Here is a 13,184-nt window from a genome sequence, read left to right on the forward strand (position 1 = left end):
GGCGATAAAATCAGATCACAATCGAAGCCATTTTTATATCTATTTCAATTGGTTGCTGCTAAAGATCCTGTACATGATTCTCACCTATACAGCCCTCTGCATAGGTATTTTCAAGATCTTCAAGATCCCGCTCAACAAGTGGACCGTGCCGACCGCCGTACTGGGTGGCGTCATCATCATCGGCACACTCATCATGCTGATGAACTACAACCACCCCTATTCCGAGCTGGCTCGCAACTATTATGTCTCCACCCCGGTCGTGCCCCTGGTCAAGGGGCGTGTCACCGACGTCCCGGTCAAGCCCAACCAGCCGGTCAAGAAAGGGGATGTGCTGTTTCGCATCGACGCTGAGCCCTTCCAGGAGAAGGTCGCCAGCCTGACGGCGCGCCTCGCCTCCAACACCGATTTTCTGAAGGCTCTGGACGCCCGCCTGCGCTCCGCCAGCCTGGACAGGGATCGCGCCCAGGAGCTGATGCGACGGGGCATCGGCAAACAGCGCGACCTCGACGTCACCCAGGCCAACGTGGATGACATCGTCGCCCAGATTGATCAGCAGAAAGCGACCCTCAATGACCTGAGTGCCCAGCTCAACATCGCCAAGTACGATCTGGAGCAGACCGTGGTCTACGCCCCGAGTGACGGTCATGTCGTACAACTGGCATTGCGCCCGGGCATGATTGCCGCCCCCTTCATGTTCCGCCCCGTGATGACCTTCATTCATGAAGATGCCAATGCCTATGTCGGCTGGTTCTGGCAGAACAGCATGCAGCGGCTCAAGGCGGGTGACGAGGCCGAAGTCGTGCTCGACGGCATTCCGGGTCGCATCTTCAAGGCCAAGGTGCAGTCCGTTATCCCGGCCATGGCACCGGGCAATATCCAGGCACAGGCGGGTCTTATCGATCAGACCTCGGCACAGGTACCGGGTCGCCTACCCATCGTGCTCGAGATCACCGATCCCGAATGGGCAAACTACCAGGTGATCGCGGGTTCCAGCGGCCAGGCCGCCATCTATACCGAGCACTTCCACCACGTGGCCATCATGCGCAAGATCCTGATGCGCATGGGTAGCTGGCTCAACTACCTGTTCCCCTTCCACTGAGGTCCCTGACCTGCACGGGCCGGCATCTTGCCGGCCCGCTTCCTGTCAGCACGCCCCCCTCACTGCATTTTCCCCGCAAGATCCCTATAATGGCGCCACCTTGCACCACAGCCGTTCCCCATGTTCGTTCTCAGACCCTATCAGACCGACGCGGTCAACGCCGTCATCAGCCACTTTCGCAAACACCCGGATCCCGCCGTGGTGGTGCTGCCCACCGGGGCCGGGAAGAGCCTGGTGATCGCCGAACTGGCCCGCAAGGCCCGTGGCCGGGTGCTGGTGCTGGCTCACGTCAAGGAGCTGGTGGAGCAGAACCACGCCAAGTACGAAGCCTGGGGGCTCAAGGCCGACATCTTCGCCGCGGGGCTCGCACGCAAGGAGGCGAGCGCCCAGGTGGTGTTTGGCTCGGTGCAGTCGGTGGCGCGCAATCTGGATGCCTTCGACGGGGCTTTTTCGTTGCTCATCATCGACGAGTGCCACCGGGTCTCGCTCGATGACGACAGCCAATACCATCAGGTGATCGAGCATCTCAAGGCCGCCAATCCGGCCCTCAAGATCCTCGGGCTCACCGCCACCCCCTATCGGCTGGGGCTGGGCTGGATCTACCGGCGCCACTACCACGGCATGGTCAAGAGCCACGGCGAGCGGCTCTTTGGTGACTGCGTGTTCGAACTGCCCCTGCGCTTCATGGTGAAAAACGGCTACCTGACCCCGCCGCGCCTGGTGGACGCCCCCATCGTCCACTACGACTTCAGCAAGCTGGTGCCGCGGGAGAACGGCCTGTTCAGCGAGGCGCAGCTCAACGGCGAGATCAAGCGCCAGGAGCGGGTCACCCCCCATATCCTGAGCCAGGTGCTGGAGTATGCGGCCGACCGGCAGGGGGTGATGATCTTCGCCGCCACCGTCGAGCATGCCCGGGAAATTTATGGCCTGCTCGGTGCCAGAGGCCAGCAGGCCGCCCTCGTCACCGGCGAGACGCCGGGACCGGAGCGCGACGCTCTAATCAGTGCCTTCAAGGCGCGCGAGCTCAAGTTTCTGGTCAACGTAGCGGTGCTCACCACCGGTTTTGATGCCCCCCACGTCGACCTTATCGTGATGCTGCGTCCCACCGAATCGGTGTCGCTCTATCAGCAGATTGTGGGACGGGGCCTGCGCCTCTCACCCGGCAAGAGCGATTGCCTGGTGCTCGACTACGCAGGCAACAACTTCAACCTGTTTGCCCCCGAAGTGGGGGAGCCCAGGCCCCACGCCGGCACCGAGCCGGTTCAGGTGCCCTGCCCCGCCTGCGGCTTTGCCAACACCTTCTGGGGCAAGACCGACGAGGATGGCAAGGTGATCGAGCACTATGGCCGCCGCTGTCAGGGACTGTTTGAAGATGACGAGGGCAACCGCGAGGAGTGCGACTACCGCTTTCGCGCCAAGATCTGCCCCGGTTGCGGCGCTGAAAACGACATCGCCGCCCGTCGCTGCCAAAGCTGTGACCAGCTGCTGGTGGACCCTGACGACAAGCTCAAGGAAGCCCTCAATCTCAAGGACTGCATGGTGATCCGCTGCGCCGGTTTGACCCTGAGTGCCGGGCGCGGCAAGCAGGGGGAGCGGCTGGAGGTGACCTACCACGACGAGGATGGCCTGACCCTGACAGAGTACTTCCCCTTTCACTCCCGGGGTGCACAGCGCTTGTTTCAACAACGCTTTGTGCGTCATCATTGGCCCGCCCCGGGCCTGGAGCCCGAATTCACGACCCTGGCGAGCGTGATGCTCGCGGCAAACCAGTTCCGTCACCCGGATTTCGTCATCGCCCGCAAGTCGGGACGCTTCTGGCAGGTGAAGGAAAAAATATTCGATTACGAGGGGCGTTACCGGACTGCCAACGCCCCGGCCTGACCCCATGGCAGGCGATACCCGGCAGTCACCCGGTTTGATTATCGGGGCGGTTTCTGATGCCGCCCTTTCGTTCAGTTAGAGGATCTTATGCAGCGGCTGTTGATTGGTTTTTGTGCTCTCTTTTCTCTGGCGGTCCACGCCGCCCCGCTGACCCCGCCCAAGGGGGGCCAGTACGCCGTCATCGTACAGGGCAACAACGGGGTGGAATTTGCCCGTCACGCCGATGACATGATAGCCCCCGCCTCCACCATGAAGGTGCTCACCGCGCTCGCTGCACGCCTCGAACTCGGTGCCGACTTCCGCTTCGCCACCGACATCCAGGCCCAGCCCGGCGCCAAACAGGGCACCACCATCAACGGCGACATCTGGATCAACTTCGTGGGCGACCCGACCCTGTCGCGCATGGATCTGGTTGCCCTGTTCAAACAGTTGGGCGTCACCCGCATTCAGGGCAACGTCTATGTCAACACCGGTGCCTACAACGGCTACGAGCGTGGCAACGGCTGGTCCTGGGGGGATCAGACCCTCTGTTTCGCCGCTCCCGTCTCCTCGGTCATCATCGACAAGAACTGCGCCTACGGCACCATCACCGCCACCCAGATTGGCAAGCCTGCGGTGGGCAACGTGGCCACCGGCGTGCCCATCGGCATCGGCGCCGACAACGTGGAGGTGATGAGCTATGGCGACATGGCGCGTCAGTTCTGCGCTCTGGAAGTAGACATGGCCAAGGGCAACTTCTACGAGCTCAAGGGCTGCATCACCCCGAACAAGGAGCCACAAGGGCTGCGCTTTGCCATCCATGACGTGGAGGCCTGGGGCTGGGACAACATCCGCTGGGCCATGAACCGCGCCGGGATCAGCCACGACGGCCTGCTGCGGGTCACCCATCAGGCCCCTGTCGGTGCCCAGACCCTGGCGACCCACTACTCTGTCTCCCTGCCGGTGATGCTCGCCAAGATGTTGAAAAAGTCCGACAACCTCTACGCCGATACCTTCCTCAAAACCGTGGGGCGTCACTACTACAACAAGCCGGGCAGCTATCGCAGCGGCACCATGGCGGTGCGCGCCATCCTGACCAAGCACGGCATTGACCTTGGCAACGCCACCCTGGCCGACGGCTCCGGCCTCTCCGCCCACAATCTCATCAGCGCGCGCCAGATGTTGTCGGTGCTTAACTTCATCCAGAAGAACGATGCCGAGCTCGACTTCATCAAGCTGCTGCCAAGCTCCCAGGTGGACGGCACCCTGGACTGGCGACGCAGCGTCACCGCTCCCATGATGAAGAACAAGGTACACGCCAAGACCGGTACCATCACAGGTACGTCGAACCTCGCCGGCTTCATCGACACCGCCGGTGGCCAGCGCAAGGCCTTCGTGATGTTCCAGCGCGGTCTCTCCCAGGATCCGGCAACCCACGAGCGCTACCGCGCCAGCAAGGCGCCCTGGCCCTGGACCGTCTTCGAAAAAGGCGTGCTGGAGAGCATCTACCAGCAACAACCCATCCAGATCGTCGAGCAGTGATAGACGGGCTGCCTTGCCGGCAAGGCGGCCCGATTCCCCGGCCTTGGGGCGAAACAGGGACGCTGGCGCCATCATCAGCAGTGGGCGCAATCGGAGATGGCGAACGGAAGCATTGCAATTTTCAGCTTTGACTGACAGGGCGCCAGGGCTATGCTGTGCCCAGCCTCATCTCAATGGCCTTCTTCAACGGCTTGTTTAATGGAGAGAAAAGATGTTTGTAGAGATTTTTGGTCGTCCCGGTTGCCCCTATTGCGTGCGTGCCAAGCAGATTGCCGAGCAACTGACCGAGGAGCGCGATGACTTCGAGTTCCGCTACGTGGATATCAACGTGGCCGGGCTGACCAAGGACGATCTCGCCGCCAAGGCGGGCAAGCCGGTCACCACTGTGCCGCAGATCTTCCTGGATGAGCAGCACATCGGCGGCTGCACAGATTTTGAGGCCTATGCCAGAGCCAATCTGGGTCTGTAAGCCCCGACACCATGAAAAAAGGCGCCTCTGGCGCCTTTTTTCATGTCGCCAAGTCTGCCTCAGGCCACCGGCGTGAAGCGGCTCACCACCTGTCCCTGATGTTCAATCCACTCCATGAACATGGCGACGGGGCGGGCATAGACCTGACCATCCTGTTCGGATTGATAGATCACCAGCTGCTCCTGGGTTTCGGTGTGCAAGGCCAGGGCCAGAACCTGGTAATAGCCCCCCTTGAAATGGCGGTAGCGACCGGTGGCGGGTGCCTGCATGAGTGAACCTCGAGAGCGGGAAGATGAGCCCCCGTGCCTGCGTGCTCCCCTGGCAGACCGACGGGTCGGGGCCTTTTTTACCCCAGCCAATCGTGCCAGATGGGGGAGATATTTCAATACACTCATGTTGCTTTATGAATCTGCCCCTCATCTTTCACTGATCTACCAAAGAGAGGCAAACGATCATGCTGAATTTAACATTTCAACAACCCTGTTTCAGGGGTAAATATCAGGGATTTATTCCATAAATTAGATTGTTCTAGCATTCAATTCTGTGAAGAATAGGGGCAGAGAAATTTGATACTAAAAACAGCTTTTCTGCCAACGCGCCCCACGGGGAAGGAATCACGCTCACCATGTTCACTATCGACAAGTCGCACAAGCTCGACGATGTCTGCTATGACATCCGCGGCCCGGTGCACAAAGAAGCTCGCCGTCTCGAAGACGAAGGTCACCGCATCATCAAGCTCAACATCGGCAATCCGGCCCCGTTTGGCTTCGAAGCACCGGAGGAGATCATCAAGGATGTGATCCTCAACATGCCCCAGAGCCAGGGCTACTGCGACTCCAAGGGGCTCTTCTCCGCCCGCAAGGCGGTGATGCAGTACTACCAGCAAAAAGGGATGCGCAAGGTCGACATCGACGACATCTACATCGGCAATGGTGCGAGCGAGCTCATCGTGATGGCGATGCAGGCGCTGCTCAACAACGGCGACGAGATGCTGGTGCCCTCCCCCGACTACCCGCTCTGGACCGCAGCAGTAACCCTCTCCGGCGGCCATGCGGTGCACTATCGCTGCGACGAAGGAGCTGACTGGTACCCGGATCTCGACGACATCCGTGCTCGCATTACTCCGCGCACCCGCGGCCTGGTGCTGATCAACCCCAACAACCCGACCGGCGCCGTCTACGGCAGCGAATTTTTGCTTGAAGTGATCGAGATCGCCCGTCAGCACAACCTCATCATTTTCGCCGACGAGATCTACGACAAGATCCTCTACGACGACATCTCCCACACCAGCGTCTGCACCCTGTGCGACGACGTCATGGTGGTAACCTTCAACGGCCTCTCCAAGGCCTACCGCGCCTGCGGCTTCCGCCAGGGCTGGATGGTCATCACCGGTCCCAAGGGTCGTGCCAAGGGTTATATCGAGGGGCTGGAGATGCTGGCCTCCATGCGGCTGTGTGCCAACGTGCCCATGCAGCACGCCATCCAGACCGCCCTTGGGGGCTACCAGAGCATCAACGAGCTGATCCTGCCGGGGGGCCGCCTGCGTCGCCAGCGGGACAAAGCCTGGGAGCTTTTGAACGAGATCCCCGGGGTCTCCTGCGTCAAGCCCAAGGGGGCGCTCTACATGTTCCCGCGCCTCGACCCCAAGGTGTATGACATTCGCGATGACCAGAAGATGGTGTTCGACCTGCTGCAGCAGGAGAAGCTCCTGCTGGTGCAAGGCACCGGCTTCAACTGGCCGGCACCGGATCACTTCCGCCTGGTGTTCCTGCCCCGGGAAGAGGAGCTGGAAGAGGCTATCGGTCGCCTCGCCCGCTTCCTCAAGGGCTACAAACAGTAAGCAAGGCTCATGAAAAAGGCTCCCGCGGGAGCCTTTTTGTTATCTGTCGTTTTCTATCCGCGCCATCAGCCGTGGAGCAGGGCACCGGTTACCAGCACCGCCATGGTGATGAGGGCCACCCCGATGATGAAGGGCAGCACCCAGCGCACGAAGCGATCATAGGGGATCCTGGCGAGCGCCAGCCCCGCCACCAGGTGGGCGGCGGTGGGGGCGAACAGATTGATCCAGCCGGAGGCGGACTGATAGGCGGTGATCACCAGATCCCGCGAGATACCGGAGAAGTCCGCCAGCGGCCCCATCAACGGCATGGAGACGGTCGCGAGCCCCGAGGTGGAGGGGATGAAGAAGCTCAGGATGATGTGCACCAGATAGGCCATCAGGATGAAGACCGACGACGACAGTCCGCTCACCAGCCCCTCGGCCCAATGCAGTATGGTGTCGATGATGACGCCGTACTCCATCACCACATAGATGCCGCGCGCCACCGCCACCACCAGGGCCACCCCGATGAGATCCCGCGCCCCGTTCAGGAAGGTCGCCACGTAGTTGGACTCCGGCATCCGGTTGATGAGGGCAATCAGGATGGAGGCGCTGAAGAACAGGGTGGAGAGCTCGTCGAACCACCAGCCCAGGGTGGGCAACAGATCAATGCCCAGATCGGACCAGGGCACCACCGCATAGATCATCAGCAGGAAGGTGCCGAAGAAGACCAGCATGGTGAGCTTCTGCTTGCTGCTGAAGGCGAGGTTGCCGCTCTTCATCTGGGAGAACTCGTCGTCATAAACGATATCGGCCAGCACGGAGCGGGACTTGTCCTGCTGCACCTGCCTGGCGTAGCGCATCACGAACCAGGAGGCGAAGATCACCAGCAGCAGCCACTGGATGACCCGTAGCCCTATCCCCTCACCGATGGGGATACCCGCGAAACCGGAGGCGATGCCGGTGGCAAACGGATTGACGGTGGAGGCGAGCACCCCGACCCCGGAGCCGAGCAGGATGATCCCGGCCGCCACCATGCGATCGAAGCCCGCCGCCATCATCACCGGCACGATGAGTGCCCAGAAGGCCACCGTCTCCTCCGCCATGCCGAAGGTGGAGCCACCCAGGGCGAACAGGGCGATCAGCACCGGGATGAGCAGCCGCTCGCGCCCGGCGAAGGTGCGCACTATGGCCCCGACCCCGGCATCCAGCGCCCCGCTCTGCATGGTCACCGCCAGAAAGCCGCCGATGATGAGCACGAACAGTGCCACGTCCGCCGCCTTGTGAAAGCCCTGGATGGGCGCCTTGAGCACATCGAATACCCCCTGGGGTTGAGAGGGGAGCTCGGTGTAACTGCCGGGTATCGGCAGCAGTCGCTCATCACCGCTGTAGTCGGCCACGGCCGCTGCCGCCACCGGCTGCTGGGTCTTGGCCGTCACATAGTTGTATTTGCCCGCCGGCAGCACCCAGGTGAGGGCCGCCATCAGGGCGATGATGATGAAAAGCAGGGTATAAACCGTGGGGAGCTGGCGCTTCTTGGGCGCCTCATGGGATGTGGTCATGACTTTCGTACCTCGGCGGTGCCGTCTGTGATCCGGACAGCGCAAGCCTAGCGGGATTGTTCGGGGAAAAAGGTGATCGCGGATAATAAACCTGAGGCAACAGGTTGAGTCTGCTGCAAAAAAACAGGGCCCCGCAGGGCCCTGTCTGTGCTGACGACCGACTTACAGCTCGACCACGTCGAATTGCACGTCCGGATTCACGTCCGCATCGTAGTCCACCTCGTCCAGGCCGAAACCGAACAGGCGCAGGAACTCCTGCTTGTAGCCGGTGTAGTCAGTCAGCTCGGAGAGGTTCTCGGTGGTGATGGAGGGCCAGAGATCACGGCAGGTCTGCTGCACGTCTTCACGCAGCTCCCAGTCATCCATGCGGATGCGGGCCTGCTCGTCCAGCGCCATGTCGGCGCCGTACAGGCGGGTGCGCATCATGCGGTCCACCTGCTCCATGCAGCCCTCGTGAATGCCCTTCTCCTTCATGATCTTGAAGGCCATGGAGATGTAGAGCGGCATCACGGGAATGGCAGAGGAGGCCTGGGTCACCACGGATTTGAGCACGGCCACGTGGGCGGTCCCCCCCTTGGCAGCCAGATCGCCACGGATGGCGGTGGCGGCGCGGTCCAGATCTTCCTTGGCACGCCCCAGGGTACCATGCCAGTAGATGGGCCAGGTCAGGTCGGTACCGATGTAGGAGTAGGCCACGGACTTGGCGCCGTCAGCCAGCACACCCGCATCGCGCAGAGCCGCCATCCACAGTTCCCAGTCCTGGCCGCCCATGACGGTGATGGTGCTTTGGATCTCTTCCTCATTCGCCGGCTCGACGGTGGCGGTGATGATCTGATCCTTGTTGGTGTCGATGGCGGTGGAGGTGTAGACCTCGCCGATGGGTTTGAGGGCGGAGCGCACCACTTCGCCGGTGTCCGGCAGCTTGCGCACCGGAGAGGCCAGAGAGTAGACCACCAGATCGATTTGACCCAGATCCTGCTTGATGAGCTCGATCACCTTGGCACGGCACTCGTGGGAGAAGGCATCGCCATTGATGCTCTTGGCGTAGAGGCCGGCCTCTTTGGCGGCCTTGTCGAAGGCGGCGGAGTTGTACCAGCCGGCGGAGCCCGTCTTGGTCTCGGAGCTCGGCTTTTCGAAGAAGACACCGATGGTGGCAGCTCCGCTGCCGAAGGCTGCGGCAATGCGGGAGGCCAGACCATAGCCGGTGGAAGCGCCGATCACCAGCACCTTCTTGGGGCCATTCTCGATGGCGCCCTTGGCTTGGGTGTAAGCGATCTGGCGACGAACATTGGCTTCACAACCGACCGGGTGGGTGGTGGTGCAGATAAAGCCGCGAACCTTGGGTTTGATGATCATGTGTTGTCTCTTATCCGTTTGATGGATGAAATCGGGGCATAAGATACCTCATTGCGGCCCGTTATGGTGCTCTGATGTGTTGAACTGCGGGGAAACAGGTGTAGCCCGCCGCGAAAAATGAAAAAACTTGCTGGGTAAAACGACAAACAGAGCTTGGCCGCATTTATCAAACTCGGTGAATCAGAAATCACCCAGTTTGAGAGACGCCTAACAGGGGTTTAAACCTCGATTTCATAGGTGGGTAAATCAGGAGCGGGCCCTATGATAACACCACTCTGGTAGAACGCCTTCTGGCCGATGGCCACTCCTCCCCCTCGCACCACCACCACACCGCCCCCCATCGTTTGCAGCGTCGTCGTCGTGGCACCGACAGCGGTCACGGTGCCAACCAGCAAAGGGTCGGCACCGGGTACCAGCTCCAGGAACTGTTTGAACAGGTTCATACAAATCGCTCCACGCTCAGTTGTTGGCGTACCTTCATGGCCCTGTCCTGCAGCTCTGCAGAGACCCGCACGCTCCGGTTAAAGCCCCTCCAGCCATCCACCGCGAGCAGCGCCCCCGGCAAGATGAGTCCGGTGTCGTTCGATAGCGGCAGCTCGATGGCCTGCAGGCGCTTCGGCATGGTCTTGGCCAGGGCCACCACCCCCTGGGCACGGGCCGCCACCACATCGCACACCAGCGGGTGGGTGATGGTCGGTGCCTGTTTCTCCCCTGCCGTGCCTTGGCGCAGCACCCGGGCGCTGATGCCCTGATGACCACCACTGACCCAGACCCCGTTCGCCGCCTGCCCGGGCTGGAAGTCGCTGCCCAGGGTCGTGATGATGGCGCGGGGAATGGCCATGTCGGCCAGCGCCCCGTCGAGCTGCCAGGGGACGGTCGGGTAGCGTGGTTTGATGACCAGGTGCCGGTTGCGCTGGTGTGGCAGCACGAACCCGCCTGCCGCCTCGGCCAGGTACTTGATCGCCTCGATCGGGGTTTGGTTGTCCAGGCTGAAAAAGCCTGCCGGTACCAGCCAATCCGGTGCCTGCCAATTCAGGGTCCAGCCAAACGGCAGCAACGCCTCCGCCAGCTGGGCCATGGTAGCCAAGGCGCTCTCGCTCACCGCTTGCGCCAGTACGTGGGTCGGCGACAGATAAGCGGTGCGAGAGCGACCGGTCAGGGTCGCCGACTGCCGGCCAAAGCTCTCGCTCGACTGCCAGCCGTCGCATACGCAGTCCCACTGCTGGCCGTTGACGTGGATGCTGACCTCTTCATCGTCCGTCATGGCCGCCGCCGCGATGCGCGGGATCTGGGCCGTGAACTGCCAGGCCCAGGAGTCGGTATCGAGTTCGATGCTCAGCGAGGTGGTTGGGATATCGACCCCATCCCTCACCCGCACAATGCTTGCTGTGTTGCTCACCAGATAAACCCTCCGGGTTGGGATAACAATCTGAGCCTGTCCAAACCAGACGAACTCCAGGGAGGCGTCCCCCCGGTGGCGGCCGAACGCCAGCACCTTGGTCCGTTTGTCTGGCCGCTCCGGCTTGATGGGCGGATTGGGGGGCGGGCTGGTCCCCCAGGGGGGGCTGCATCGCCTCCTCCCAGCGTGACAGCCATCCCTTGTGCAGAGGCAGGCCAAGCTGCCAGCGCTGGTCGCCCAGGGTGGCCCCTTGCGGTGCCCCCTGCTGCCAGCTGCCTGGCTGCCACACCTTGTCCTGGCGCGGGGGGTTGCGAAACCCGCTCACCTGCCAGCGCCCCACCGGCGCCCCCTCGACCCAGAGCGAGCGGGTCACGGCATGGCCGGGGGGCAGGCTGTCGAAGCCATGGCCATTGCTTGCGCCGAGGGCCTGCCCCTCGTCGAACGGCACCCGCACGGTGCCATCCTCCCGGGGCAGCTGTTCGGCCAGACCGGCCCACTCGGCCTGCAGGGGGCGGGCCTCCTGCCAGGTGCTGGGGCGCGTCGCCGGGACCAGCTCAGGCCGCTGCCAGTCGCTTTGCACCGCCCGGGTCACCAAACCGGCCCGCTCGAAATGAGCGGCGCTGGTGTGGCTCGGTCCCCGGAACACGTTGATGTCGTGGCCGGCCTCGATGGCAGGCAACGGGGGGCGGGCCGTGCTGGCCAGGGTCGCCTCAATGACCACGGCGGCGCCGATCTCGACCGCCGGCGGCGGCGCCGTGGCCAGCAAGGCAGCCGGGTAAACCGGCGTTACCACCAGGCTGGCCTGGGGCGCTGGCCCCGTCCCCTGCAGTGCGCTCGGCAGCACCAGGCCCGGGGAGCAGGTCAGGCTGGGCGGCAGGCTGGTGCCCCGCAACACGGCCGCATAGCGCTGCACCATGAGCGGGTTCAGCTCCAGGGCGGCGCTGGCCTTGCGGGCCTTCTGCAACTCCAGCCGGGCGTCGGTTCTGGCCATGCTGACCTCGTGGCTCACGGGGAGCGGTTAGGGTTCGGTAAAGATGGCGTCGTTGATGCGCACCATGGCGCCGGTGAACAGCTCACTGGCGGGGATTTCGATGTCGGCGCCGCTCTCCGGTGGCCCCACGTCGAGATCCGCCACAAAGCCCCCGTCCCGGTTGGCGATGCGCCCCCAGGCCTGGACCCCGTTGGCGATGACCATCTGCTCGGCCAGCGGCTTGAGCGTCAGCACCCCGCCCGACACGCTCTGGGCGCACGGGTGGGTGAACTGCAGCGTCACCAAGAGCACCTGGCTGGTGATGGCCGCCCCCGGGGCGGGGCGAGTGCCGGTGTAGATCTTGAGGGTCGCGGGCCCCGCGCTGCCCTGGTCGATGGCGCTGGCCAGCAGCTGGGCGCGGCTGGTGCGCAGGGCATCTGCATACGTGAACATAGTACCTCCTGGTGCGGCCCTATCAGGCCAGGCCGACCCCCTCACCGGGGGCGTAGGGGGTGGGCAGCTGGAAGTCGGCCGCCACGGCGTTGTAGTCGGCGGGGCCGAACGCCGGATCGTCCTGGGCGACCAGCATGTAGCGACGGTTGAGCCACAAGAGATCGAACCGGTATTTGCCATCGCTGGCACGGCTCATGGTCTCGCCGACGAGGTTGCCCGCCTGGTCGAAGCAGAGCACCCGGCGCCGGACCCCCTCCCCGTTGATGGTGACCGTGCTCTCGATATAGCCCTGTTGCACGCTCTGGCTCCCATCACGCAGCCAGAATTGATCGAGCCCCTGACAAAGGGGGTCTGAGTCTATCTGGATGACTGGCGTGGGCCCCCCATACATGGCCACTGGGCTCCCCCTCCACGCCACGTCCTGCGGCTGGAATACGCTGCGCGGCTCCTGATTGGCTGGCAGGGGCTGCATAGGCACTGCCGACCAGGGCATGGTGCCAAGCAGCAATTGATTGCGGGCCAGGATCTCGGCATCTGTCAAAATCCGGTTGTAGATGGCGACATGGGCAATGGGAAAATTAAGGTTCATCGCGGCTTTCCGGGGAAGGCCGCCTTGATTTTCAGAAAAAAGTATTCTGAGTCCCTAAATCCATAT

The 13,184-nt window shown here is 62.7% G+C and carries 13 protein-coding genes; 5 read left to right on the forward strand and 8 right to left on the reverse strand.

The window, feature by feature from the left end; genetic code table 11:
• Positions 1-73 precede the first annotated feature (73 nt).
• The 4 genes from OKB81_RS15575 (at position 74) to OKB81_RS15590 (ending at position 4,970) form a co-directional block, all read left to right on the forward strand.
• The gene (locus tag OKB81_RS15575; protein WP_270670370.1) at positions 74-1,099 is read left to right on the forward strand and encodes an HlyD family secretion protein; all 1,026 of its coding nucleotides are present in this window, start codon (positions 74-76) and stop codon (positions 1,097-1,099) included.
• A 120-nt stretch (positions 1,100-1,219) separates the two neighbouring features.
• Entirely contained in the window at positions 1,220-2,980 is a 1,761-nt protein-coding gene (locus OKB81_RS15580; RefSeq protein WP_270664860.1) for a DEAD/DEAH box helicase, read from the forward strand.
• 87 nt (positions 2,981-3,067) lie between these two features.
• Positions 3,068-4,501, forward strand: a complete 1,434-nt coding sequence (dacB, locus tag OKB81_RS15585; RefSeq protein ID WP_160838910.1) for a D-alanyl-D-alanine carboxypeptidase/D-alanyl-D-alanine endopeptidase — start codon at positions 3,068-3,070, stop codon at positions 4,499-4,501.
• Positions 4,502-4,712: 211 nt separating this feature from the next.
• Positions 4,713-4,970 carry a GrxA family glutaredoxin gene (locus OKB81_RS15590; protein ID WP_010674029.1) on the forward strand — a complete coding sequence of 86 codons (258 nt, stop codon included), beginning with the start codon at positions 4,713-4,715 and terminating at the stop codon, positions 4,968-4,970.
• A gap of 59 nt (positions 4,971-5,029) precedes the next feature.
• Here the strand turns inward: OKB81_RS15590 and OKB81_RS15595 are convergent, their stop codons facing one another.
• Positions 5,030-5,239 carry a DUF1653 domain-containing protein gene (locus OKB81_RS15595; protein WP_010674028.1) on the reverse strand — a complete coding sequence of 70 codons (210 nt, stop codon included), beginning with the start codon at positions 5,237-5,239 and terminating at the stop codon, positions 5,030-5,032.
• Positions 5,240-5,595: 356 nt separating this feature from the next.
• On the opposite strand from OKB81_RS15595, the gene OKB81_RS15600 reads away from it, so the two are divergent.
• On the forward strand, positions 5,596-6,810 hold the full coding sequence (locus tag OKB81_RS15600; protein ID WP_005302243.1) for a pyridoxal phosphate-dependent aminotransferase: 1,215 nt from the start codon (positions 5,596-5,598) through the stop codon (positions 6,808-6,810).
• A gap of 65 nt (positions 6,811-6,875) precedes the next feature.
• On the opposite strand, the gene OKB81_RS15605 is transcribed toward OKB81_RS15600, so the two are convergent.
• The 7 genes from OKB81_RS15605 to OKB81_RS15635 form a co-directional block, all read right to left on the reverse strand.
• A complete protein-coding gene (locus OKB81_RS15605; RefSeq protein ID WP_160838908.1) occupies positions 6,876-8,351 on the reverse strand; it encodes a YfcC family protein in 1,476 nt (491 codons plus the stop codon).
• Positions 8,352-8,513: 162 nt separating this feature from the next.
• Positions 8,514-9,707: an enoyl-ACP reductase FabV gene (gene fabV / locus OKB81_RS15610; protein WP_041212832.1), complete on the reverse strand. Its 1,194-nt coding sequence runs from the start codon at positions 9,705-9,707 to the stop codon at positions 8,514-8,516.
• A 218-nt stretch (positions 9,708-9,925) separates the two neighbouring features.
• Complete coding sequence (locus tag OKB81_RS15615) at positions 9,926-10,150, reverse strand: hypothetical protein (protein ID WP_160838906.1); 225 nt, start codon at positions 10,148-10,150, stop codon at positions 9,926-9,928.
• Complete coding sequence (locus OKB81_RS15620) at positions 10,147-10,971, reverse strand: hypothetical protein (protein WP_234888659.1); 825 nt, start codon at positions 10,969-10,971, stop codon at positions 10,147-10,149. Before OKB81_RS15620 ends, OKB81_RS15615 begins: the two co-directional genes overlap by 4 nt.
• Positions 10,958-12,097 (reverse strand): hypothetical protein, encoded by a 1,140-nt coding sequence (locus tag OKB81_RS15625; RefSeq protein WP_234888658.1) that lies wholly within the window; start codon positions 12,095-12,097, stop codon positions 10,958-10,960. Before OKB81_RS15625 ends, OKB81_RS15620 begins: the two co-directional genes overlap by 14 nt.
• A gap of 27 nt (positions 12,098-12,124) precedes the next feature.
• On the reverse strand, positions 12,125-12,529 hold the full coding sequence (locus OKB81_RS15630) for a hypothetical protein (RefSeq protein WP_202395195.1): 405 nt from the start codon (positions 12,527-12,529) through the stop codon (positions 12,125-12,127).
• 22 nt (positions 12,530-12,551) lie between these two features.
• Entirely contained in the window at positions 12,552-13,118 is a 567-nt protein-coding gene (locus OKB81_RS15635) for a hypothetical protein (protein ID WP_202395193.1), read from the reverse strand.
• Between the last annotated feature and the right edge of the window lie 66 nt (positions 13,119-13,184).

Source organism: Aeromonas sp. QDB56 (genome assembly GCF_027705505.1).
In the GTDB taxonomy this organism is placed as follows: Bacteria; Pseudomonadota; Gammaproteobacteria; order Enterobacterales; family Aeromonadaceae; genus Aeromonas; species Aeromonas caviae.